Source organism: Pseudomonas sp. KCJK9058, from assembly GCF_046230975.1.
Classification (GTDB): Bacteria; Pseudomonadota; Gammaproteobacteria; order Pseudomonadales; family Pseudomonadaceae; genus Aquipseudomonas; species Aquipseudomonas alloputida.
The window spans coordinates 22,239-44,305 of sequence record NZ_JBJJLR010000026.1 but is presented as its reverse complement, the minus strand read 5'-3'; the positions used below and the strand labels follow the sequence as shown (position 1 = coordinate 44,305).

At 61.6% G+C, this 22,067-nt stretch carries 22 protein-coding genes, 1 tRNA gene and 1 pseudogene; 7 read left to right on the top strand and 17 right to left on the bottom strand.

Going from position 1 to position 22,067, the window contains the following annotated elements; translation table 11 throughout:
- Nucleotide 1: 1 nt before the first annotated feature.
- Nucleotides 2–889 (bottom strand): 4-hydroxy-tetrahydrodipicolinate synthase, encoded by an 888-nt coding sequence (gene dapA / locus ACK59Z_RS15320; protein WP_003254739.1) that lies wholly within the window; start codon nucleotides 887–889, stop codon nucleotides 2–4.
- A 259-nt stretch (nucleotides 890–1,148) separates the two neighbouring features.
- On the opposite strand from dapA, the gene ACK59Z_RS15315 reads away from it, so the two are divergent.
- A complete protein-coding gene (locus ACK59Z_RS15315) occupies nucleotides 1,149–1,709 on the top strand; it encodes a glycine cleavage system protein R (RefSeq protein WP_003254741.1) in 561 nt (186 codons plus the stop codon).
- Nucleotides 1,710–1,720: 11 nt separating this feature from the next.
- Nucleotides 1,721–2,194, top strand: coding sequence for a peroxiredoxin (locus ACK59Z_RS15310; RefSeq protein ID WP_014755600.1), 474 nt, complete (start codon nucleotides 1,721–1,723; stop codon nucleotides 2,192–2,194).
- Between the two features lie 117 nt (nucleotides 2,195–2,311).
- On the opposite strand, the gene ACK59Z_RS15305 is transcribed toward ACK59Z_RS15310, so the two are convergent.
- The gene (locus ACK59Z_RS15305; RefSeq protein ID WP_003254744.1) at nucleotides 2,312–3,382 is read right to left on the bottom strand and encodes an AI-2E family transporter; all 1,071 of its coding nucleotides are present in this window, start codon (nucleotides 3,380–3,382) and stop codon (nucleotides 2,312–2,314) included.
- Nucleotides 3,383–3,402: 20 nt separating this feature from the next.
- Complete coding sequence (locus tag ACK59Z_RS15300) at nucleotides 3,403–3,642, bottom strand: sulfurtransferase TusA family protein (protein WP_003254745.1); 240 nt, start codon at nucleotides 3,640–3,642, stop codon at nucleotides 3,403–3,405.
- Between the two features lie 122 nt (nucleotides 3,643–3,764).
- Between ACK59Z_RS15300 and ACK59Z_RS15295 the strand changes: the two genes are divergently transcribed.
- On the top strand, nucleotides 3,765–5,201 hold the full coding sequence (locus ACK59Z_RS15295; protein ID WP_014590004.1) for a M48 family metalloprotease: 1,437 nt from the start codon (nucleotides 3,765–3,767) through the stop codon (nucleotides 5,199–5,201).
- 46 nt (nucleotides 5,202–5,247) lie between these two features.
- Here the strand turns inward: ACK59Z_RS15295 and nadA are convergent, their stop codons facing one another.
- Together nadA and ACK59Z_RS15285 are read right to left on the bottom strand one after the other, a co-directional pair.
- Nucleotides 5,248–6,306, bottom strand: a complete 1,059-nt coding sequence (nadA, locus tag ACK59Z_RS15290) for a quinolinate synthase NadA (protein ID WP_003254747.1) — start codon at nucleotides 6,304–6,306, stop codon at nucleotides 5,248–5,250.
- Nucleotides 6,307–6,580: 274 nt separating this feature from the next.
- On the bottom strand, nucleotides 6,581–8,089 hold the full coding sequence (locus ACK59Z_RS15285) for a YdgA family protein (RefSeq protein ID WP_409293360.1): 1,509 nt from the start codon (nucleotides 8,087–8,089) through the stop codon (nucleotides 6,581–6,583).
- 446 nt (nucleotides 8,090–8,535) lie between these two features.
- Between ACK59Z_RS15285 and ACK59Z_RS15280 the strand changes: the two genes are divergently transcribed.
- The 4 genes and pseudogenes from ACK59Z_RS15280 (at nucleotide 8,536) to ACK59Z_RS15265 (ending at nucleotide 13,129) form a co-directional block, all read left to right on the top strand.
- Entirely contained in the window at nucleotides 8,536–9,888 is a 1,353-nt protein-coding gene (locus tag ACK59Z_RS15280) for an APC family permease (RefSeq protein ID WP_003254749.1), read from the top strand.
- 66 nt (nucleotides 9,889–9,954) lie between these two features.
- A pseudogene (mcpU, locus tag ACK59Z_RS15275) lies at nucleotides 9,955–11,163 on the top strand (methyl-accepting chemotaxis protein McpU); the annotation flags it as partial.
- Nucleotides 11,164–11,265: 102 nt separating this feature from the next.
- On the top strand, nucleotides 11,266–12,021 hold the full coding sequence (locus tag ACK59Z_RS15270) for a methyl-accepting chemotaxis protein (RefSeq protein WP_370688784.1): 756 nt from the start codon (nucleotides 11,266–11,268) through the stop codon (nucleotides 12,019–12,021).
- A gap of 148 nt (nucleotides 12,022–12,169) precedes the next feature.
- A complete protein-coding gene (locus ACK59Z_RS15265) occupies nucleotides 12,170–13,129 on the top strand; it encodes a cation diffusion facilitator family transporter (protein WP_409293357.1) in 960 nt (319 codons plus the stop codon).
- Nucleotides 13,130–13,222: 93 nt separating this feature from the next.
- Here the strand turns inward: ACK59Z_RS15265 and ACK59Z_RS15260 are convergent.
- The 12 genes from ACK59Z_RS15260 to ruvA form a co-directional block, all read right to left on the bottom strand.
- Nucleotides 13,223–13,298 (bottom strand) — tRNA-Lys (locus tag ACK59Z_RS15260).
- Nucleotides 13,299–13,359: 61 nt separating this feature from the next.
- Complete coding sequence (gene queC, locus ACK59Z_RS15255) at nucleotides 13,360–14,052, bottom strand: 7-cyano-7-deazaguanine synthase QueC (protein WP_409293386.1); 693 nt, start codon at nucleotides 14,050–14,052, stop codon at nucleotides 13,360–13,362.
- Entirely contained in the window at nucleotides 14,052–14,699 is a 648-nt protein-coding gene (queE, locus tag ACK59Z_RS15250) for a 7-carboxy-7-deazaguanine synthase QueE (RefSeq protein WP_003254753.1), read from the bottom strand. The genes queC and queE overlap by 1 nt, the downstream gene beginning before the upstream one ends.
- 168 nt (nucleotides 14,700–14,867) lie before the next feature.
- Nucleotides 14,868–15,674, bottom strand: a complete 807-nt coding sequence (gene ybgF, locus ACK59Z_RS15245; RefSeq protein WP_003254754.1) for a tol-pal system protein YbgF — start codon at nucleotides 15,672–15,674, stop codon at nucleotides 14,868–14,870.
- Nucleotides 15,675–15,680: 6 nt separating this feature from the next.
- Entirely contained in the window at nucleotides 15,681–16,181 is a 501-nt protein-coding gene (gene pal / locus ACK59Z_RS15240; protein WP_003254755.1) for a peptidoglycan-associated lipoprotein Pal, read from the bottom strand.
- A gap of 54 nt (nucleotides 16,182–16,235) precedes the next feature.
- Nucleotides 16,236–17,507 (bottom strand): Tol-Pal system beta propeller repeat protein TolB, encoded by a 1,272-nt coding sequence (tolB, locus tag ACK59Z_RS15235; RefSeq protein ID WP_012051477.1) that lies wholly within the window; start codon nucleotides 17,505–17,507, stop codon nucleotides 16,236–16,238.
- A 26-nt stretch (nucleotides 17,508–17,533) separates the two neighbouring features.
- Entirely contained in the window at nucleotides 17,534–18,652 is a 1,119-nt protein-coding gene (gene tolA, locus ACK59Z_RS15230; RefSeq protein WP_012051476.1) for a cell envelope integrity protein TolA, read from the bottom strand.
- A complete protein-coding gene (tolR, locus tag ACK59Z_RS15225) occupies nucleotides 18,652–19,104 on the bottom strand; it encodes a protein TolR (RefSeq protein ID WP_003254760.1) in 453 nt (150 codons plus the stop codon). Before tolR ends, tolA begins: the two co-directional genes overlap by 1 nt.
- A gap of 14 nt (nucleotides 19,105–19,118) precedes the next feature.
- Nucleotides 19,119–19,814, bottom strand: a complete 696-nt coding sequence (gene tolQ, locus ACK59Z_RS15220) for a protein TolQ (protein WP_003254762.1) — start codon at nucleotides 19,812–19,814, stop codon at nucleotides 19,119–19,121.
- A 2-nt stretch (nucleotides 19,815–19,816) separates the two neighbouring features.
- Entirely contained in the window at nucleotides 19,817–20,269 is a 453-nt protein-coding gene (ybgC, locus tag ACK59Z_RS15215; RefSeq protein WP_003254764.1) for a tol-pal system-associated acyl-CoA thioesterase, read from the bottom strand.
- A 125-nt stretch (nucleotides 20,270–20,394) separates the two neighbouring features.
- On the bottom strand, nucleotides 20,395–21,441 hold the full coding sequence (ruvB, locus tag ACK59Z_RS15210; protein WP_003254766.1) for a Holliday junction branch migration DNA helicase RuvB: 1,047 nt from the start codon (nucleotides 21,439–21,441) through the stop codon (nucleotides 20,395–20,397).
- Complete coding sequence (gene ruvA / locus ACK59Z_RS15205; RefSeq protein WP_003254768.1) at nucleotides 21,438–22,055, bottom strand: Holliday junction branch migration protein RuvA; 618 nt, start codon at nucleotides 22,053–22,055, stop codon at nucleotides 21,438–21,440. Before ruvA ends, ruvB begins: the two co-directional genes overlap by 4 nt.
- Nucleotides 22,056–22,067: the final 12 nt, after the last annotated feature.

Here is a 22,067-nt window from a genome sequence, read left to right as displayed (position 1 = left end):
CTTAAACCAGTACGCCGGACTGGCGCAAGGCAGTACGGACTTTTTCGTGGCAGCCTTCGCTCAGCCAGGTCAGTGGCAGGCGAATACCTTTTTGCATCAGGCCCATTTCGACGAGCGCCCATTTCACCGGGATCGGGTTGGACTCGCAGAACAGGTCTTTGTGCAGCGGCATGAGTTTTTCGTTGATTGCGCGGGCCTTCTCGGCATTGCCCTCAAGGGCGGCCTCGCACAGGTCCGCCATTTCGCGCGGAGCGACGTTGGCGGTGACGGAGATGTTGCCCTTGCCGCCCATCAGGATCAGCTCGACGGCAGTCGGGTCGTCGCCGGACATGACGATGAAGTCCTTGCTGACGCCATCGAGAATGGCCTTGGCGCGGGCCAGGTCGCCCGTGGCTTCCTTGATGCCGATGATGTTCGGCACGGTCGACAGGCGGATCACGGTCTCGGCCTGCATGTCGCAGGAGGTACGGCCGGGAACGTTGTAGAGGATCTGCGGGATGTCGACGGCTTCGGCAATGTGCTTGAAGTGCTGGTACAGGCCTTCTTGCGTTGGCTTGTTGTAGTAGGGCACAACCAGCAGGCAGGCGTCGGCGCCAGCATTCTTGGCGTTCTGGGTCAGGTGCACGGCTTCGGCGGTGGAGTTGGCACCGGTGCCGGCGATGACCGGAATCGGTTTGGCGCTGCGTTTGACGCGCTCGACCACGTGCTTGATGACCAGGATGTGTTCTTCGACATCCAGCGTGGCCGACTCACCGGTGGTGCCGACAGCGACGATCGCATGGGTGCCGTTTTCCAGGTGGAAGTCTACAAGTTTGTCGAGGCTGCCCCAGTCAACACGCCCTTGTGCATCCATGGGTGTGACCAATGCCACCATACTGCCCGCAATCATGTAACTGCTCCTGCCGGAAAAAGAGAGCGGTAATGGTACTGGGGGCATCGACCTTGCACAAGCGAAGCAGGCGGGTGGAGCATTCCCCTCGGCGGCTTATTTCGCTACCCTTGGCCCTTTGATCGGTGCAGCGCGGCCCGCCGGGCCGTCGACCTTGCTCCCCGCCAGCGTCCAAGACCTCGCATGCGAGCCCCGGGCCCTGCCGACAGGAGGCTTTTGCCCGTCCTGTGCCGACCGCTCATCGCTTTAGGAATGCTGCATGTCCACCCCCACCGTCCGCGAACAATTCCTTGTCATCAGTGCCCTGGGCCCGAACCCCATGGAGCTGGCCAACGTCCTCAGCCGCGCTGCCTTCGAAAACCGCTGCGCGGTGGTCACCTCGCGCCTGAGCCGCCACGGCGAGACCAGCGCCCTGGTGCTGCAGGTGGGCGGCAGCTGGGACGCCCTGGCACGTCTCGAGTCCACCCTGCCAGGCTTGGGCAAGAAGCACGGCCTGACCCTCGACGTGGTCCGCAGCGCGGACCAGGAAGTGCGCCCGCAGGCCCTTCCGTATGTAGCCTACGTCAGCGCTGCCTACCGCCCGGACATCATCAACGAGCTGTGCCAGTTCTTCCTTGACCACCGCGTCGAGCTGGAAGCCATGACCTGCGACACCTACCTGGCGCCGCAAACCGGTAGCAGCATGCTCAACGCCCAGTTCACCGTGATTCTGCCGGCCGGCACGCAGATCAGCTGGCTACGCGACCAGTTCCTGGACTTTGCCGATGCCCTGAACCTCGACGCACTGATCGAGCCATGGCGTCCCCAGAACCCAATGTAAGGAAACCGATCATGGCTGTAGCACTCGACCAACCTGTCGCCGACTTCCAGGCCCAGGCCACCAGCGGGCAAACCGTCAGCCTTGCCGAACTCAAGGGCCAGCAGGTGGTGGTGTACTTCTACCCCAAGGACAGCACCCCAGGCTGCACCACCGAGGGCCAGGGCTTCCGCGACCAGCATGACGCCTTCGCCGCGGCCAACACCGTGGTATTCGGTGTGTCGCGTGATGGCATCAAGTCGCACGAGAACTTCAAGGCCAAGCAAGGTTTCCCGTTCGAGCTGATCAGCGACAAGGACGAGGCCCTGTGCCAGCTGTTCGACGTGATCAAGCTGAAGAAGCTGTATGGCAAGGAGTACATGGGCGTTGACCGCAGCACTTTCCTGATCGACAAGGACGGGGTGCTGCGCCAGGAATGGCGTGGCGTGAAAGTGCCCGGGCATGTGGATGCAGTTCTGGCTGCTGCTCAGACCCTGAACAAGGCTTGAAATTGAATGGGGCTGCCTTGCAGCCCTTCGCGGGCACGCCCGCTCCCACAGGAATTGTGCAGGGCCCAGTGGGAGCGGGCGTGCCCGCGAAGGGCCGCAGAGCGGCCCCAATGACATTCAAAGCATCGGTGAAACGCTAGGCTCCTGCTTGGGCCACGCATCCAGCACGGCCTTGATCAGCGTCGCCAGGGGGATGGCGAAGAATATCCCCCAAAACCCCCATAGCCCGCCAAACAGCAGCACCGCGCAGATAATCGCCACCGGGTGCAGGCTCACCGCTTCGGAGAACAGCAGCGGTACCAGCACATTGCCATCCAGCGCCTGGATGATCGCGTACACCGTCATCAGGTAGATGAACTGGTCGCCCCAGCCCCACTGGAACAGCGCAATCAGGGTCACCGGCACGGTCACGACCACCGCGCCCACGTAAGGCACCACCACCGACAGCCCCACCAGCAACGCCAATAGCGCTGCGTAATTGAGCCCCAGGCTGATGAAGGCGATGTAAGTGGCAATGCCGCAGATCAGAATCTCGATACCCTTGCCGCGGATGTAGTTGGCGATCTGCCGGTTCATCTCGCTGCCCACCCGGTTCAGCAAGGTGCGCTGGCGCGGCAGGTAGCCACTGACCCAGCGGCCAATGAGTTCGCGATCCTTCAGGAAGAAGAACACCAGAATCGGCACCAGCACCAGATAGATCATGGCATTGACCAGCAGTGGCAGGCTGGACAACGAGAAGGTCAGCGCCCATTGACCAAACTTGCCAATTTCACCGCGCACCGATTCGATGGCATGCAATACCTGCTCGTCCGACACCAGGTGCGGATAGCGCTCCGGCAGCAGCAGCAACAACGACTGCCACTTGCCGAGCATGCCCGGCAGCTCGTTGAACAGCGTGATCAGCTGATGCCACAGCAGCGGTACCAGCACCAGCATGAACACCGCCAGTGCGCCCATGAACAAGGCGAACACCAGCATCACTGCCAGCCGTGTAGGTACGCGCACGCGCTCCAGGGCGTTGACCAACCCCTGCATCAGAAACGCCAGCACCATGCCCGCCAGCACCGGCGCGAGCATGCCGCCCAGGGTGAGCACGGCGGTAAAAGCCAGGAACAACAGGACCGCCAGCACCACCGCTTCCTCATCGGAGAAGTAGCGCTGCACCCAGTCGCGAAGCACTTTGAACATTGACGATCCTTGGAAAAGACTCAGGCCTTGCGCAGCCAGTAAGTATAGGTACCGGCCTCGGCCGTTTCTTGCAGCAGAGTATGACCGGCCAACTGGGCGAAAGTGCGGAAGTCGCGCTGGGAGCCTGCGTCCGTGGCGATAACCTTGAGCACCGCGCCACTGGCCAGGCGATTGAGCTCCATCTTGGCCTTGAGCAGTGGCAAAGGGCAATTCAGCCCGCTGGCGTCCAGTTCGGCGTCGCAGGTCAGGGTGTTACTCATCGCAGGGTCTCCAAAGGCATCGCCAGGGTGCTTCTTGGCATGGCTGGCTAGGATAGCGCCACTGGTCGCCAACGTGTGAGCCCGCTACAGTAGGTATCTTTGATCCGACGCGAGCTTCATGCATGAATCTACTGCGCCCTACCCTGCTGACGCTGGCCTGCCTGATGGCCCTTCCCGGCCATGCTGACGACCTGCCATCACTGGGTGATGCCAGTTCTGCGATCGTCTCGCCGCAACAGGAGCACCAACTGGGCCGTGCCTGGCTCAGCCTGCTGCGCGGCCAGGTCAATCAGCTCAACGACCCACAGCTCAAGGACTACGTCGAAACCAGCGTGTACAAGCTGGCCGAAACCAGCCAGCTGCAGGACCGGCGCCTGGAGTTCATCCTGATCGACAGCCGCGAGCTGAACGCCTTTGCCGCCCCGGGTGGCATTGTCGGGGTCAACGGCGGGCTGTTCCTCAACGCCCAGACCGAGGGTGAATATGCCTCGGTACTGGCCCACGAACTGGCGCACTTGTCGCAACGCCACTTCGCGCGGGGTGTCGAGGCCCAGCAGCGTATGCAGTTGCCGATGATGGCAGCACTGCTGGCCGGCATCGTGCTGGCCGCAGGTGGCGCCGGCGATGCGGGCATCGGCATGATTGCCGGCACCCAGGCGGCGGCCATTCAGGAGCAACGGCGCTTCTCGCGCCAGAATGAACAGGAAGCTGACCGCATCGGTATCCAGAACCTGGAAAAGGCCGGCTACGATCCGCGCAACATGCCGACCATGTTCGAGCGCCTGGCACGCCAGTATCGCTATGACGCAAAACCGCCGGAGTTCCTGCTGACCCACCCGGTGACCGAATCACGTATTGCCGACACCCGTAACCGCGCCGACCAGGCGCCCAAGGGTGGTATCGAAGACAGCATGCGCTACCAGCTGATCCGCGCCCGGGTGGCACTGACCTACGAAGGCACGCCGGGGCTTGCCGCCAAGCGCTTCCGCGCCCAGCTGGACGAAGACCCAAAACTGGATGCCGCACGTTATGGCCTGGCCTTGGCACAGATCAAGGGCGGGCAATTGAACGAGGCCCGTGAAATGCTCAAGCCGCTGCTGGCCAAGGCGCCCAACGACATCACCTACAACCTGGCGCAGATCGACCTGGACATCACCAACAACCGTCTTGCCGACGCCCAGCAGCGCGCCGAACGGATGCAGGGGCTGTACCCGGGCAACTACCCGTTGAAACAGGTGCGTGCCGACCTGCTGGTGAAACAGAATAAGCCGGCTGAGGCCGAGAAGGTGTTGAACGAGCTGGTGAAGAGTCGGCCGGATGACCCGGATGTGTGGTACGACATGGCCGAGGTGCGTGGCTTGTCGGGCAATACCATTGGCTTGCACCGGGCGCGTGCCGAGTACTTCACGCTGGTCGGCGACTTTGATCAGGCAATCCAGCAGCTGGATTACGCCAAACGTCGGGCGGGCGGTAACTTTCCGCTGGCCTCACAGATTGACCAGCGCCAGCGCGAGATCATGGAGCAGCGGCGCATGGTTCAGGAAATGATGGGGCGCTGAAGGCGATTCGCGGGCGAGCCCGCGAAGAGTATGACGCGGTCTGGCGTCAGGCATTACCAGACAGCTTCAGCCGCGCCGCCTGGGTAAAGTCCAGCATGCGATTAAGCGGCTTGATCGCCTTGGGCACCAGCGCCGGGTCAACAAAAATCTCGTTGGTGCCATTACGCAGACAATCCAGCACCCGCTCCAGGGTGTTCATCGCCATCCACGGGCAATGCGCACAGCTGCGGCATGCCGCGCCGTTGCCGGCGGTGGGGGCTTCGACGAATTCCTTGTCCGGGCACAGCTGCTGCATCTTGTAGAAGATGCCGCGGTCGGTGGCGACGATGAAGGTTTTGTTCGGCAGGGTCTGGGCAGCCTTGATCAGCTGGCTGGTGGAACCCACCGCGTCGGCCAACTCGATCACCGCTTCCGGCGACTCGGGGTGCACCAGGATCGCAGCATCCGGGTACAGCGCCTTCATGTCAGCCAACTGGCGCGACTTGAACTCTTCGTGAACGATGCAGGCACCGTCCCACAGCAGCATGTCGGCACCGGTTTGCTTCTGGATGTAACGGCCCAGGTGCTGGTCCGGGCCCCAGATGATGGTTTCGCCGTTGTCCATCAGGCTTTCGACAATTTCCAGGGCACAGCTCGAAGTCACCACCCAATCGGCGCGTGCCTTCACCGCTGCGGACGTGTTGGCGTAGACCACCACGGTGCGTTCAGGGTGCTGGTCGCAGAAGGCCGAGAACTCTTCTACCGGGCAGCCCAGGTCGAGCGAGCAAGTGGCCTCCAGTGTCGGCATTAGCACGCGCTTTTCCGGGGTGAGGATTTTTGCCGTCTCGCCCATGAAGCGCACACCGGCCACGATGACTGTTTCGGCCGGGTGGTTCTTGCCGAAACGGGCCATTTCCAACGAGTCGGACACGCAGCCGCCGGTTTCTTCAGCCAGCGCCTGGATGACCGGGTCGCAGTAGTAATGGGCAACCAGCACGGCATTCTGGGCTTTGAGCTCGGCAGCGATGGCCGCACGGTATTCGGCCTCCTGCTCGGCTGTCAGCGGGTTGGGCTGCTTGGCGTCGAGGTGGGCCTGAACCAAAAGGCGTTCGGAAATCTGGGTCATGATCGCTGGACCTGCAGGCGCGCTTGCGCGTCAAATCGAGTGTATCACCCGGCCCTGGCAGATCGGCTAAGGGTGCCGGACGGCATGGTGACCGCCACGGCCCTCTGCGGGCGCGGATTATTATCGGAGGCCGAAGGCTACAGACAATCCAGCGATTACTAAAGGGGTTTTTGTAGTGCTTGTGCGGGCCTCTTCGCGGGTGAACCCGCTCCTACACGGTGAAATCCTTGTAGGAGCGGGTTCACCCGCGAAGAGGCTGCAACAGGAGAAACCATCACCCCTGCGGCGACAGGGCCGCCAGATGCGCCGCCATGAACATGGCAAATTCTTCCACGGTCATTTTTCGGCCATTGAAATCGACCATGCCATCGGCATAGTGCAGGCTGCTGACCACATCATCGCCCTGTACGGTGGCCATGCCGCTCTGCAGCGCCATCATGCCGACCATCTCCCCCGCCTGGCTCGACTGCATGGCAATCGCTTGCGCATCGGTCTGGCCATCCAGCAAGGCCTGCAAGGTCGCCAGGTCACCGATCATCGGCTTGGACAGCGACAGCTTGCCTTTCACCTCCGTGATGATCTGCTTGCTCAGCTGGTCCGGCGGCAGGTCGAAGCTGGCCGGTGCGGCGAGGTCCATCGACAGGTTGAAGCGGCTCTCGCCATTGGCGGTCTTGAACGACAGGTTTTCCACCGCCAGCTTGGGCTTGGCGGCCAGCAACTTCTGCAAGTCACCCTGGAAGCGGGCCTTTTCGGCGTCGTCCATCTGGATCTGCGGCACCGGCTGGCCAGCCGCACTGGCGGCCTCGAACTCCGGCAAGTGCGACTGGTACCACTTCGACAAGGCCTGCAGCGCCGGGGCGTTTACCGAAGTCACGCTCACCGCCATCTGCGCCTTGCCTACCGCGCGGCCATCCCAGCTGATGTCGCCGACCTTGTACGCCGCGCGGCCACCTACGGTGTCCGTGCCGTCGAGGGTTTGCAAGGCGTTCTGTTCCAGGCCCTTGATCAACAGCACCTGCTGTTTCGGCCCAAGTGTGACCTTGGCTTCAGCCAACGCCAGATCGACGTTGCCGACATAGATGGCATCGTGCGCGGTGGCTGCGAGGTTACCGCCAAACGTCAGCCCGTTGAGCTCGAACGTGGCCGGCGGCTGGTCGCCATGCACACGCTTCATCACCAGCCTGTCGGCCTGGCCGCGGAACTTGGAGGCCTTGCCCTCCTTGTCTCCACTGACTTCGAACTGCATGCCCGAGAAGTCGAAGGTGTTGCCATCCGCTTCGTCAATCTTGAGCGGCGCCAGCTGAACCTGGCTGACCACGCTGCCCCCGTAACCCAGGCTGGTCTGTGCGCTGATCGGTGCCTTTTCACCCGCAGCGGCGAACAATGGCGCGACGGCTTCATCCTTCTGCAGCGTGCTGTTGCTGACCGCCATTACCGGCATCAGCTTCAGTGCCCTGACCCTCGACCAGGGAAACGGGCCGTGCTCGATCTGGTCGGTCACGCCCACGTCAAAATTGATCACCTCGCCCTGCCCCACGTTGATGTCGCGAGCCTTGAGCCGGTACTGGGCAGTGCTGCTGAAGAGATGCTGCTCCAGCGACACACGCTCGATGCTCATGCTACCACCGGTACTGACCAGGGCCTTTTTGAGTTCGGCGTTGCTGCGTGCAAGGGCGTTGTCCAGCTCTGCCGGCAGCTGCTTGCCGGTGTACCAGGCGCCTGCGGTGGTTGCGACGGCAATGGCGATAGCCAGGCCGGAAAGGATGCCAACTGATTTCTTCATGAATAGAACCGATTGCTGTCCGTAAGGGCTTCGAAGGCGGCCAGAGGCCACGCAGAAATCGAAGAGTACCACCCCCGATTGGGCCGAGTGCTGGCCCAGCTCGGGAAATGCCATTTTTCGGACACATCCGACAGCCAGGTGAAACAAGCAAAGGATTCGTTAATTTTTACGAACACTCAAATTAATCAGAATCGCAAAAAAACGCGCAACAACCGAACAGATCCCGTATTTAATCGATAAATATTTCAATTTTGCAACATCTTGTCATGTTTAACTTGACACCCACCTACCCATCGTTTTTTATTTTCACCACTTTGCGCGCCCCACCGCGCCTTCCGCCGCTCCAACATAAAAGGTGAACAATATGGAGCCCACCCGCTCGCCCTTGCCGCATGCGCAATACACCGTGCCCGTCGTTTACGCCCAGCAGCAGGAGCCATGCCAGCATGCAGCCTGACCACAGCGCTTCCGGCAACGGCCAACTTCGCAAAACCCTGCGCCTCTGGCACGTGATCATCATCGGCCTGGCTTACCTGACCCCGATGACCGTGTTCGACACCTTCGGCATCGTCAGCGGGATCACCGCTGGCCATGTACCCAGCGCCTACATCCTGGCACTGGCCGGCATCCTGTTCACCGCGGTGAGCTATGGCACCCTGGTAAAACGCTTCCCGCAGTCGGGCTCGGCCTACACCTACACCCAGCGCGCGATCAACCCGCACGTGGGCTTCCTGGTGGGCTGGTCTTCACTGCTGGACTACCTGCTGCTGCCGATGGTCAACGCGCTACTGGCCAAGCTGTACCTTTCGGCCATGTTCCCGGAAGTACCTGAGTGGATGTGGGTCGCCGGCTTCGTCACCCTGATCAGCCTGATCAACATGCGCAGCGTAAACCTGGTGGCCCACTTCAACCTGCTGTTCGTGGGTGTACAGGTGGCGATCATCGCCGTGTTCATCTACCTGTGCGTGCGCGGCCTGGACCAGGGTGAAGGGCTGGGTACCACCTGGAGCCTGATACCGTTCGCCGACAGCCAGACCCAGTTCAGTGCCCTGGCCGCCGGTGCAACCATCCTGTGCTTCTCGTTCCTGGGCTTTGATGCGGTCACCTGCCTGTCCGAGGAAACCCGCGATCCGGCCAAGACCATTCCCCGGGCAATCTTCCTCACCGCACTGATTGGCGGTGTGGTGTTCATCACCGTGTCGTACTTCATCCAGGCCTACTTCCCGACCATGGCCCGCTTCCACGACCAGGAAGCAGCCCTGCCGGAAATTGCCCTGTACGTTGGCGGCAAGCTCTTCCAGTCGATCTTCATTGCCTGCACCGTGATCAACACCATCGCCTCGGGCCTGGCCTCGCAAACCAGCGTGTCACGGCTGCTGTATGTAATGGGCCGCGACAACGTGATCCCGGCCAGCGTCTTCGCCCGCCTGCATTCGCGCTACAAGACGCCAGTGCTGAACATTGCAGTCGTAGGGCTGATTTCGCTGTCGGCGATCTTCTTCGACCTGGTCACCGCCACTTCCATCATCAACTTCGGCGCCCTGGTCGCGTTCAGCTTCGTCAACCTGTCGGTCATCAACCACTGCTACCTGCGTGAAGGCAATCGCAAAGGCCTGAGCAACCAGTTGAAGTACCTGGTGCTGCCGACCATCGGCTTCTGCATCATCGTCTCGCTGTGGCTGGACCTGAACGCACATTCGCTGATGTTTGGCGGCATCTGGGCTGCGCTCGGATTGATCTACCTGGGCTGGCTGACCAAAGCCTTCCGCGCGGCACCGCCCAACTACGTCGCCGAATGACCCACGCTGCCAACAACGCCCGCGCCTGATCGCGGGCGTTGCATTTGTTCGAAAAGGAAAGCCCTCATGCCGCTGCGTCGCCTCTCCATCCAGTGGAAGATCACACTCCTCGCCGGCCTGTGCCTGCTGGCCATTGTCGCCTTGCTGGTAGCCACCTCGCTGACCCAGGCCCATCGCAGCGCCGCCCTGGTTAACCAGGCCAACACTGCCATGCTCGAAGACAGCGCCCGCCAGCGCCTGCAGGCCCACGCCGAAACCCAGGCCTTGCGTATCCAGCGCTACTTCATGGACGCCTACCAGTACGGCAATGGCTTTGCCCGCCTGGTACACGTGCTGAAGGCCCGTGGTGGTAGCGACCTGCGCGCCGAACTGACCCGCCAGGCGCGTGCCAGCCTGGCCGGCAACCCGGATGTGATTGGCCTGTATTTGGTGTTCCAGCCCAATGCCCTGGACCAGCAGGACAGCCACTACCTCGGGCAGGACGCCCTGGGCAGCAATGAGAGCGGGCGTTTCTCGCTGTACTGGTCCCAACCAAGCCCCGGCACCCTGGAACTTGAAGCCATGCCGGAAACGATGCTCGGCGACACCAGCATCGGCAGCAACGGCGCGGCGAAGAACCGCTGGCTGACCTGCCCGCAGGACACCGCCAGGACCTGCATGCTCGAACCGTACCTCGACGAGGTCAACGGCCGTCAGGTGCTGATGACCAGCATCGCTCTGCCATTGCTGGAACACGGCAAGGTAGTCGGCGTGGTCGGCCTGGACATCGGCCTGGCCAACCTGCAGCAACTGAGTGTGGACGGCCGCCGCGACCTGTTCGACGGCCAGGGCCAGGTGAGTATCGCCACCGCCGCCGGCCTGCTGGCGGGCAACAGCCGCGACGACAGCACGCTCGGCAAGCCCATGGCAAATGCGGCAGCCGACGGTCTGCTGCGCGTGGCCCACCCCTTCACACCAATCCCTGACACAGCCCCGTGGCAGGTATGGCTGGAAGTGCCGGAAAGCGTGCTGCAGGCCCCTGCCGTAGCCCTCAACCAGCGCCTTGATGCCCATAACCAGAATGCCAACCTCACCAGCCTGCTGATAGGCCTTGGCACGGCAATCGTGGGTTTGCTGCTGGTGTGGCTGACCGCTCGCGGCGTTAGCCGGCCAATCCTGGCCGTGGCGGCACGCCTGGAAGACATTGCCAGTGGCGAAGGCGACCTTACCCGTCGCCTGGACTACGCCCGCCAGGATGAACTGGGCCTGCTCACCGGCTGGTTCAACCGCTTCCTCGACAAGTTGCAACCGGTCATTGCCCAGGTCAAAGGGTCGCTGCAGGAGGCCCGCGACACCGCCGACCAATCGGCTGCCATCGCCAGCCAGACCAGCAACGGCATGCAGCAACAGCATCGCGAAATCGAACAGGTGGCCACAGCGGCCAATGAAATGAGCGCCACCGCACTGGATGTCGCCCACAACGCCTCGCAGGCGGCCCAGGCCGCACGCGCCGCGGATCAGGCCAGCCAGGAAGGCTTGCAACTGGTGGACAGCACGCGCCAGGGCATCGACCGCCTGGCCGCAGGCATGAACACTGCCATGGACGAGGCCCGGGCACTGGAAGACCGCAGCGGGCAAATCGGCTCGGTACTTGAAGTGATCCGCACCATTGCCGAGCAAACCAACCTGCTGGCACTGAATGCCGCCATCGAAGCGGCCCGCGCAGGCGAAGCCGGGCGTGGCTTCGCCGTGGTTGCCGATGAGGTGCGCGGCCTGGCCCAGCGCACGCAGGTTTCGGTAGAGGAAATTCGCCAGGTCATCGAAGGCCTTCAGCAAGGCACCCAGGACGTGGTGGGGGCCATGCATGCAGGCCAACGCCAGGCCCAGGACAGCGCCGCACGCATGGAGCAGGCATTACCGGCACTGCAGCGTATTGGCGAGGCCGTGGCGGTGATCAGCGACATGAATTTGCAGATAGCCTCGGCGGCGGAAGAGCAGAGTGCGGTGGCCGAGGAAGTGAACCGTAACGTGGCCGGCATTCGAGACGTGACAGAATCACTGGCCGGGCAGGCCGATGAATCGGCACGCATCAGTCAGGCCCTGAACCGGCTGGCCAACCAGCAGCAAGCGCTAATGGAGCAGTTTCGCGTCTAGCCTGTCAGGGCCTCTTCGCGGGTAAACCCGCTCCTACACGGGATTTGCACTGCTCTTGTAGGCGGCGCCAGCCCCTGTAGGAGCGGGCTTGCCCGCGAAGAGGCCGGCACAGACACAACAGCATCATCGTTTTTACTGAGCACTACTCATGCAAACCGCAACCCGATCCACCTTCTTCGACATCACCAGCGAACAAGGGCTTTTACGCACCTCGATCGCCGCCACCCTGTTCATCGCCACCATCGGCATCGCCTTCGGCCTTGCCTCCGGCTCGTTCTCCATCGTCTTCGACGGTGTGTACTCGCTGGTCGACGCCAGCATGAGCGGGCTGTCGCTGGTGGTGGTCAAGCTGATCACTTCGCACACCACCAGCGTGCAGATGTCACGCAAGCTGCGCGAGCGCTTCACCATGGGTTTCTGGCACCTGGAACCCATGGTACTGGCGCTCAACGGCATTCTGCTCGGCGGCGTGGCCATCTACGCGCTGATCAATGCCGTCAGCAGCCTGCTGCAAGGCGGGCGCCACCTGGAGTTCGGCATTGCCATGGTCTACGCGACACTGACGGTGATCACCTGCGTGACCATCGCCGTCATCGAGGCCCGCGCCAACCGCAAACTGAAGTCAGACTTCGTGCGCATGGACGTCAAGGGCTGGGTGATGTCGGCCAGCATCACTGCCGCACTGCTGATCGCCTTCTGCTTTGGCTATGCCGTGCAAGGCACTTCGCTGGAATGGGTATCACCCTATATTGACCCGGCGGTGCTGGCGCTGGTGTGCCTGGTGATCGTGCCATTGCCGATGTCGGTGGTGCGTCAGGCGCTGTCTGAAATCTTCCTGGTCACCCCTGGCGACCTCAAGCTGCACGTAGATGAGGTGGCCAAGGCCTTCGTCGCTCGCCACGGCCTGCAGTCTTACCGCGCCTATGTCGCCAAGGTCGGGCGTTCGCGGGAGATCGAACTGTATTTCATCGTGCCCAAAACCATGGCGGCGAAGACCATCGATGAATGGGATGCCTGGCGCAACGAGATTGGCGACGCGGTAGGCGGCGAAGGGCCGGACCGCTGGCTGACAGTGGTGTTCACTGGCGACCCGGAATGGGCCGAGTAATGTGTGGGCGCGCTGCGCCCTTTTTCCGAAACCCGTAGCGCAAACGAAAAAGCCCGCGACCATTTCTGGTAGCGGGCTTTCACGGACTGCGTATGGTGGGTCGTGTAGGATTCGAACCTACGACCAATTGGTTAAAAGCCAACTGCTCTACCAACTGAGCTAACGACCCATTTGATGGCGCGTATAATACTGATTTTTAACGAGAATTCAACACCCCATCACGATTTTTTTCAAAAATACCGAGTCGGGTCTTCGATACCGGCGGCCTTGAAACCGTCGGCGCGCAGGCGGCAGCTGTCGCATTTGCCACAGGCGCGGCCGTCATCGTCGGCCTGGTAGCAGGAAACAGTCAGGCTGTAGTCCACACCACGGGCCATACCGGCCTGCACGATCTGCGCCTTGCTCATGTTCTGCAGCGGCGCCTGGATGCGGAAGCCCTGCCCTTCTACGCCAGCCTTGGTCGCCAGGTTGGCCATGCGCTCGAAGGCCTCGACGAACTCGGGACGGCAATCCGGGTAGCCAGAGTAATCGACGGCGTTGACACCAATGAAGATGTCGCGCGCTTCCAGCACTTCTGCCCAACCCAGCGCCAGCGAAAGGAACACGGTGTTGCGCGCCGGCACATAAGTGACCGGGATGCCTTCACCCGGGGCTTCCGGCACGTCGATGCTGCTGTCGGTCAATGCCGAACCGCCGATGCCGTCGAGGTTCAGCCCAATCACCTTGTGCTCGACCACACCCAGGTCGCGGGCCACGCGGGCAGCGGCGTTCAGCTCGGCGCGATGACGCTGGCCGTAGTCGAAGCCCATGGTGTAGCAGCTGTAGCCTTCGGCCTTGGCCATGGCAACCACGGTGGCCGAGTCCAGGCCGCCGGACAACAGGATTACTGCGCGTTTTTCTGTCATGTGTACGTGCTCCTCAATCAACGTCCGGGCTCGTCGTTCCACAGCAGCTTGTGCAGCTGAAGTTGGAAGCGTACGGGCAGGTTGTCAGCAACGATCCAGTCAGCCAGGTCACTGGCGTTCACCTGATGATGGCTGGGTGAGAACAACACCTCACCGGCACGCTCTGCCAGGTTGTACTGGATCAGCTTGGATACCGCCCAGTCATAATCCTCACGGGAACAAATGACGAACTTGACCTGGTCGTTGCGCGTCAGCTGCTCGATGTTCTCGTAACGATTACGGTGCGACTCTTCGGAGCCTGGGGTTTTCAGGTCGACCACACGGCTGACGCGGGTGTCGGTGCCGGCAATATCCAGCGCGCCGCTGGTCTCCAGCGACACCTCGTAACCGGCGTCACACAGCCGCTGCAGCAATGGCAAGGCGTTGGGCTGGGCCAGCGGTTCGCCACCGGTGACACAGACGTAGCGCGGCTTGAAGCCGGCCACTTGCTCAAGGATCGAATCAAGGGTGCGAACGGTACCGCCACTGAAGGCATAGGCACTGTCGCAGTACTGGCAACGCAGGGGGCAACCGGTGAGGCGCACAAATACCGTAGGCAGCCCGGCCGTTCGCGTCTCACCCTGCAAAGAGTAAAAGACTTCGGTGATGCGTAATGTGTCTTGCATGCTCGCCACGGGCGTGACAGCTAAACAGGCTGTCCGCCTCCGTCAGGCACTGTCGCGGACTCGACATCGCGTTATCCGCAGCAGCGTGTTTACGAAAAAAGGGCAGTGATTCTAACGAAAAAACCCGCGACTGGCGCGGGTTTCTTTCGAGCGGTACAGCGACAACGCCTAGAGCTTCTGCAGGTCACGCTGCGCCAGTTGAGCGGCAGAGGTGCCGGGGTACTGGGTGACGACCTGCTGGAGGATGCCTTTTACCTTGTCGGTATGGCCCATACGGCGCTCGACATCAGCCAGTTTGTACAGCGAATCTGGCACCTTGCTGTGCTTCGGGTACTTTTGGCTGACCTGGGCAAAAGCCTGGCTGGCGCCTTGCAGGTCACCCTTGGCCAGGTTCACTTCACCTAACCAGTACTGGGCATTACCGGCGTACTGGCTGTTGGGGTACTTGCGCAGGAAGGCGTTGAACGCCTGGCTGGCCTTGTCGAAGTCTTTCTGTTTGATCAGGTCGAAAGCTGCGTCGTAATAGAGCTTCTCTTTCGCCGGATCACCGGGCTGGCTACTGCCGGCCGGTTGTTGCGCAGCAGCACCTGCTGCGGCATCGGGGGCGGCATTGGACGCACCACCACCGGAGGAATTATCAGGGGTTGCGGCAGGCGCAGCGCCACTGTTGATGCGACGGTCCAGGTCCTGGTAACGCTCCAGGTTTTCCTGCTTCATGCGCGACACATCGTTTTGCAGCTCTTCGATGATGCCTTGCTGGCGGGAAAGCTGATCCTGCATCTGTTGCAGCTGCATGAACAGCTGGCCCTGTGCAGAGGCAGGGGCCGAAGCCCCTGACCCGGCATAGGCGCCGCTCGTGCCATAACCCGCAGGCGGATAGCTGCCTGCGTTGTCATCTACTACAGGGACCTCAGCCCAGGCCGCAAGCGGCAGGCTGAGTGCGAGGACGGTTACTACACGGCGGCACATACGCATAAGAACTTACTTACGCAGTTCTACGCGACGGTTCTGAGCCCAGGACTGCTCGTCGTTGCCGGTAGCAACTGGACGCTCTTCGCCGTAGGAAACCAGTTCCAGCTGAGCAGGGGAAACGCCCTGCAGAACCAGGTAGCGCTGAACGGCTTTCGCACGACGCTCACCCAGAGCCATGTTGTACTCGCGGGTGCCGCGCTCGTCGGTGTTACCTTCCAGAACAACACGGTTGCCGTTGGCTTTCAGGTCCTTGGCGTGAACGTCCAGAGCGCGCATGGCTTCTGGCTTCAGGTCCGAGCTGTCGTATTCGAAGTAGAAGGTGGTGATTGCGCGCAGGGCGGCTTCTTCGCTCAGGGAGCCGTCAACAGCGCCAGTGTTGGCACCGTAGCCAGCGTTAGGGTCTACAGCAGCGCCTTCGCCTGCGTTATCACCGCCCTTCGAGGAGCAACCTACAGCTACGGCCATGGCCAGGGCCAGCGCAGCAAATTTACCAAACTTCAGCATTTCCATCGTGAAACTCCTAATGAAACCCCAGTGTGTTAAGCAAAATGTATTACGCCGCAATCAGTTCAGGTAAGGGGACCAGGACGGTTCTCTGACTTCGCCTTGAGCGGTAGGAAGTGGGAGCCTCACGCGGCCATTAAGCGACACGAGCATCAAGACTCCCCGGCCCTGCTGGCGGGTGGCGTAGATTAGCATGGTGCCGTTTGGCGCAACAGTGGGAGACTCATCAAGACTTGTTTCAGACAGAATCTTTACACTTCCGCGCTGCAAGTCCTGTGCCGCCACTTTGAAGTTGGTAAAGCCCTGTTGGCGATGGATCATTACCAGGGTCTTTTCGTCCGCCGAAAGTTTCGGGTTGGCGTTGTAGTTACCCACGAACGTTACGCGCTCGGCACCACCACCACTGACCGACTGTTTATAGATCTGCGGTTTGCCGCCACGGTCGGAAGTGAAGTAAAGGGTGTTGCCATCTTTGCCCCAGAACGGCTCGGTATTGATACCCGGGCCTGCAGTAACACGGCTGATCTGGCGCGAGGCCACATTCATCACGTAGATGTCCGGGTTGCCGTCCTTGGACAGCACGAACGCCAGGCGCGAACCGTCTGGCGACCAGGCTGGCGCACCGTTCAGGCCTTCGAAGTTGGTCACCTGCTCGCGGCGGCCAGTATCGATGTTCTGCACGAAGATACGTGGGCGCTTCTGCTCGAACGAAACGTAGGCGATCCGTTTGCCATCTGGCGCAAAGCGCGGCGACAGGATCGGCTCACGCGATTGCAGCAGGGTCACCGCACGCGCACCGTCGTAGTCCGAACGCTGGAGGGTGTAGCGGGTGTTGTTGGTGGAAAAACGCTCAGCCGTCACGTACAGCATGCGCGTAGAGAACGCGCCCTTGATGCCGGTCAGCTTCTCGAACGACTGGTCGGCAATGTAGTGCGCCATGTCGCGCAGCTGGTCGGTGCTGCCCGCCACGCTGCCGGTCAGCACTTGCTGCTCGGTGGCGACGTTGAACAGCGCGTACTGCACCTGCAGGCGACCGCCCGACGGCACGATGCTGCCGACCATCACGTATTGTGCACCCAGCGCTTTCCAGTCACGGAAGATCACTTCGCTGGCCTGCGACGGCTGGCTGATCATGTTCTGCCGCGGAATTGGCGAGTAGTAGCCAGAGTTGCGCAGGTCATTACCGATGATGTCGGCGATGTCTTCGGGCAGCACGCTGCCGCCCTGCAGACCGAACGGCACTACCGCGATGGGCGTGGCCCGATCACTGCCGCTGGTAACCAGGATGTTCTTTTCTTCTGCCACCGCCATGCCTGCCACGCAGCAGAGCATGACCAGCAGTCCTCTCAGACGTTTAATCACAACGCTAGATCCTCAGGTGTAAATGTCATCTTGAACGAACGATATTGGTTGAAATCGCTCGGCTTCATACCCTGCATCTCGGTCAAACGACCAATGTTCTTCACCGCAGCCACCGCCGAACTGTCATACGGGCCGTCACCACTGGAACGGGCCACGCTGACACTGGTGATGGTACCGTCCGGCAACATGTTGATCTGCAGGACCACCGTCATGCCCTTGCGCGCGGAAGGCGGACGTGCCCAGCCCTCGGCCGCGCGCATACGGATCAGGTCGTCGAAGTCGCCGGCCACCTGGTCACCCTGCTCGTCGGCCAGCGCCTGCTGCCGCTCGGTGGTATCAGACAACAGCTCGGCCAGTGCCTGGGCTTTCTTGTCTTCTGCCGCCTTGCGGGCCGCTTCCTGTGCCTTCTTCTTCTGGGCATCTGCAGCGGCCTTTTTCTTGGCCTCTTCAGCTGCCTTCTTCTTCGCGTCCTCGGCCGCCGCTTTCTTCTTGGCGTCCTCGGCTGCTTTCTTCTTGGCCTCTTCGGCTGCCTTTTTCTTGGCTTCCTCGGCGGCTTGCTTCTTCGCCTCTTCAGCGGCCTCTTTCTTGGCCTCTTCTTCGGCTTTTTTCTTGGCTTCGTCCTCAGCCTTTTTCTTGGCGATGTCGGCCTGCTGTTTCTCGGCGGCTTTCTTCGCCTCGTCGGCTTTCTTGGCTTCGGCGGCTTTCTTGGCCTCGGCAGCCTTGGCAGCTTCGGCGGCCTTGGCAGCATCCTCGGCTTTTTTCGCCTCGGCGGCTTCGCGGGCCTCTTCGGCCTTTTGAGCGGCGTCAGCTTTCTTTTGTTCCGCGGCCTTCACGGCCTCCTGCTCGACCTTCTTCTGTTCCAGCTGCTCGACTTCGGTCTGGCGCGAAGCGGTTTTCTTCGCCTCCCCGGCAATCTTCTGATTGGTCTGGGTGGTTGCCTGGCTCTTGGACTTGAGCTGGTACAGGGTAGCCTGAACGATCGGCTTGGAAGGCGGCAGCTCAGGCGTCATGGCAAAACTGACGAACAGCAGGGCAAACACCAGTACATGCAGGCCGATGGCCCAGACACTGGGCCAGAAGTAGCTTTCCGAGGCGGATGGCTCTCGCTGTTGCATCAGGGCGCCTCGGTAATCAGGCCAACGTTACCGACACCGGCCTTCTGCAACCCGCCCATGGCACCCATGACCGCGCCATAGTCGACAGCCTTGTCGCCACGAATGAACACCTGGGTCTGCTTGCCCTGGTCACGGCCGGCAGCAATGATCTTGGTAACGGCGTCGGTCATGGCCGGCAAGGTCATGGCCTTGTCCATCTGCTTGTCGGTATCGACTTCACTGCCGAGGTTCCAGTAATAGGTTTTATCGGCCTTGATGGAGATGGTGAGGATCTGGACGTTGTTGTCCTGCGGCAAGGCTTCGCTGGAAACCTTGGGCAGGTCGACCTTCACGCCCTGGTTGAGCATGGGCGCCGTCACCATGAAGATGACCAGCAGCACCAGCATCACGTCGATGTAGGGCACCACGTTCATCTCGGCGACGGGCTTGCGTTTGTGGCGAACTCGGGCCATGGGCTTCTACCTGATTACTCTTCGCTGGTGTGCACTTTGCGGTGCAGGATCGCCTGGAACTCGTCGGCGAAGGTGTAGTAACGGCCGATCAGTATTTCACTGCGCGCGGCGAAACGGTTGTAGGCAATGACAGCCGGGATTGCCGCGAACAGGCCGATGGCGGTTGCGATCAGTGCTTCGGCAATGCCCGGTGCAACGGTGGCCAGGGTGGCCTGCTGTGCGCTGGCCAGGCCGCGGAAGGAGTTCATGATGCCCCACACGGTGCCGAACAGGCCGATGTACGGGCTGGTCGAACCAACGGTGGCCAGGAACGGCAAGCTCTGCTCGAGTTTTTCTTCCTCGCGCGAGATGGCCACACGCATGGCACGGCCAACACCTTCCATGACAGCGTCCGGGTCGACACCCGGCTGCTGGCGCAGGCGCGAGAACTCCTTGAAACCGGCACGGAACACCTGCTCCACGCCGGAGTCCGGGTCTGGGTTGCTGCCTGCCTGGCGGTACAGCTTGGACAGGTCGATGCCTGACCAGAAACGCTCTTCGAAGGCATCCAGCGCACGACGACCGGCGCGCAGCATGGTGCTGCGCTGGAAGATCATGATCCATGAGGTGACCGAGGCGGCCACCAGGGTCAGCATTACCAGCTGTACCACCACGCTGGCATTGCTGACCAGACTCCACATGGAGGTATGGTCGACGACGTTAGCTTCCACGCTTATTCTCCTGCATTCGATTGATTACCCGAGCCGTCCGCCGCAAAGGCGTCGCGCAGCTGGGGGGGTAGGGCTCGGGGTTTGAAAGTGTCGGCGCGCACGGCAGCCACCAGGAACTGCCCTTCGCAAAGCAGCGTTTCATCCTTTTCCCGCCAGACCTGCTGTACGAAACGCAAGCTGGCGCGATTGAGTTCAAGTACTTGCGCGGTCACCCGCAATTCGTCATCCAGCCGCGCCGGCGCGTGATAGCGCGCTTCGCTGGAATGGACCACGAACAGCAGGTTGTCTTCAGCCAGCTGCGACTGGGAAAAGCCCAGGTGCCGCAGGCGTTCGGTGCGCGCGCGCTCCATGAATTTCAGGTAGTTGACGTAATACACCACGCCGCCCGCATCGGTATCTTCGTAATAGACGCGACACCGGTGTGCGAACGGTTCGAGCTGATTTTGCGCGCGCATACTCTAGTGCTTACTCCTCAGCTTGCCAATCCGCTGTGGCAACTGTTTTTTCTTCATTAATGTCTTATTGCCAGCGCACCCAGGGCATGCCAGCGGTAGGACCACGAAAAGTCGCTTTTGATCTGTCATTCATCGCCTGGCTCGGAAAAATCGCCCCCCTCCCCCAAGCGCCCGGGAATATTCAGCCCAAAGTGCAGGTAGGCATGCCGGGTGACCACGCGGCCGCGTGGCGTGCGCATGATGTAGCCCTGCTGAATCAGGTACGGCTCAAGCACATCTTCGATGGTATGACGCTCTTCGCTGATGGCTGCAGCCAGGTTGTCCACGCCCACCGGGCCGCCGTCGAACTTCTCTATCATGGTCAGCAGCAGGCGACGGTCCGAATGGTCGAAACCACGCTCGTCGACATCCAGCAGGTTCAGCGCCATGTCAGCCACGGCCTTGGTGATCTGGCCCTTGCCGCGCACCTCGGCATAGTCACGCACGCGGCGCAGCAGGCGGTTGGCGATGCGCGGCGTGCCACGGGCACGGCGGGCGATCTCGTAGGCCCCCTGGTCTTCGATGGCCAGGCCAAGGATGTTGGCCGAGCGGCTGACAATGGTGCTCAGATCCTTGTCGTTGTAGAACTCCAGGCGCTGCACGATACCGAAGCGGTCACGCAGCGGGTTGGTCAGCATGCCGGCACGGGTAGTAGCCCCCACCAGGGTGAAGGGTGGCAGATCGAGCTTGATAGAACGGGCTGCCGGGCCTTCGCCGATCATGATGTCGAGCTGGAAGTCCTCCATGGCCGGGTAAAGCACTTCTTCGACCACAGGCGACAGCCGGTGGATTTCGTCGATGAACAGCACGTCGTGCGGCTCGAGGTTGGTCAGCATGGCTGCCAGGTCGCCGGGGCGCTCGAGAATCGGCCCCGAAGTGCTCTTCACCGACACGCCCATTTCATGGGCGATGATGTTGGCCAGGGTGGTCTTGCCCAGGCCGGGCGGGCCGAAGATCAGCGTGTGGTCAAGCGATTCGCCGCGGCCGCGGGCGGCCTGGATGAACAGCGCCATCTGCTCGCGCACCACCGGCTGGCCAATGTACTCGTCCAGGCTCAGCGGGCGAATCGCACGGTCCTGGACTTCTTCGCGGTCGCGGCCACTGGCGGCGATCAGGCGGTCGGCTTCGATCACTTGGAAATCATCCCTTTCAGGCTACGGCGGATCAGCTCTTCACTGCTCAGGCCGGCCTTGTCCTTGATCGCGGCAATTGCCTTGCTGGCTTCCTGCGGCTTGTAGCCCAGCGAGACCAAGGCACTGACTGCATCGGCCTCGGCACTGGACTCGCTGGCAACCGGCAAAGGCCCATCGGACACCAGGGTGAACATGGCCGGCGAGGTTTCCCAGGCCTTGAAACGGTCCTTGAGCTCGACCAGCAAGCGCTCGGCGGTTTTCTTGCCGACGCCCGGCACGCGCACCAGGGCTGAGGTGTCCTGGGCCTGCACGCAGCGCACCAGTTCATCCACTTCCAGCCCGGACATCAGCGCCAGGGCCAGCTTAGGCCCTACGCCGTTCAGGCGGATCAGCTCGCGGAACAGCTCGCGCTCACGTTTTTCGGCAAAGCCGTAGAGCAAGTGGGCATCTTCGCGCACGACCAGGTGGGTATGCACCGTGACGGTTTCACCCACTTTGGGCAGACGGTACAGCGTGGTCATGGGAACTTCCAGTTCGTAACCCACGCCGTTGACGTCGATAATCAGGTGAGGCGGTTGTTTTTCCGCCAGGGTGCCGCGCAAACGTCCAATCACGTTCCGATCCTT

Coding starts and splice junctions, on each gene's coding strand:
- dapA (WP_003254739.1), bottom strand. CDS start 889: ATGATTGCGGGCAGTATGGTGGCATTGGTCACACCCATGGATGCACAA.
- ACK59Z_RS15315 (WP_003254741.1), top strand. CDS start 1,149: ATGTCCACCCCCACCGTCCGCGAACAATTCCTTGTCATCAGTGCCCTG.
- ACK59Z_RS15310 (WP_014755600.1), top strand. CDS start 1,721: ATGGCTGTAGCACTCGACCAACCTGTCGCCGACTTCCAGGCCCAGGCC.
- ACK59Z_RS15305 (WP_003254744.1), bottom strand. CDS start 3,382: ATGTTCAAAGTGCTTCGCGACTGGGTGCAGCGCTACTTCTCCGATGAG.
- ACK59Z_RS15300 (WP_003254745.1), bottom strand. CDS start 3,642: ATGAGTAACACCCTGACCTGCGACGCCGAACTGGACGCCAGCGGGCTG.
- ACK59Z_RS15295 (WP_014590004.1), top strand. CDS start 3,765: ATGAATCTACTGCGCCCTACCCTGCTGACGCTGGCCTGCCTGATGGCC.
- nadA (WP_003254747.1), bottom strand. CDS start 6,306: ATGACCCAGATTTCCGAACGCCTTTTGGTTCAGGCCCACCTCGACGCC.
- ACK59Z_RS15285 (WP_409293360.1), bottom strand. CDS start 8,089: ATGAAGAAATCAGTTGGCATCCTTTCCGGCCTGGCTATCGCCATTGCC.
- ACK59Z_RS15280 (WP_003254749.1), top strand. CDS start 8,536: ATGCAGCCTGACCACAGCGCTTCCGGCAACGGCCAACTTCGCAAAACC.
- ACK59Z_RS15270 (WP_370688784.1), top strand. CDS start 11,266: ATGCAGCAACAGCATCGCGAAATCGAACAGGTGGCCACAGCGGCCAAT.
- ACK59Z_RS15265 (WP_409293357.1), top strand. CDS start 12,170: ATGCAAACCGCAACCCGATCCACCTTCTTCGACATCACCAGCGAACAA.
- queE (WP_003254753.1), bottom strand. CDS start 14,699: ATGCAAGACACATTACGCATCACCGAAGTCTTTTACTCTTTGCAGGGT.
- ybgF (WP_003254754.1), bottom strand. CDS start 15,674: ATGCGTATGTGCCGCCGTGTAGTAACCGTCCTCGCACTCAGCCTGCCG.
- pal (WP_003254755.1), bottom strand. CDS start 16,181: ATGGAAATGCTGAAGTTTGGTAAATTTGCTGCGCTGGCCCTGGCCATG.
- tolB (WP_012051477.1), bottom strand. CDS start 17,507: ATGCTCTGCTGCGTGGCAGGCATGGCGGTGGCAGAAGAAAAGAACATC.
- tolA (WP_012051476.1), bottom strand. CDS start 18,652: ATGCAACAGCGAGAGCCATCCGCCTCGGAAAGCTACTTCTGGCCCAGT.
- tolR (WP_003254760.1), bottom strand. CDS start 19,104: ATGGCCCGAGTTCGCCACAAACGCAAGCCCGTCGCCGAGATGAACGTG.
- ybgC (WP_003254764.1), bottom strand. CDS start 20,269: ATGCGCGCGCAAAATCAGCTCGAACCGTTCGCACACCGGTGTCGCGTC.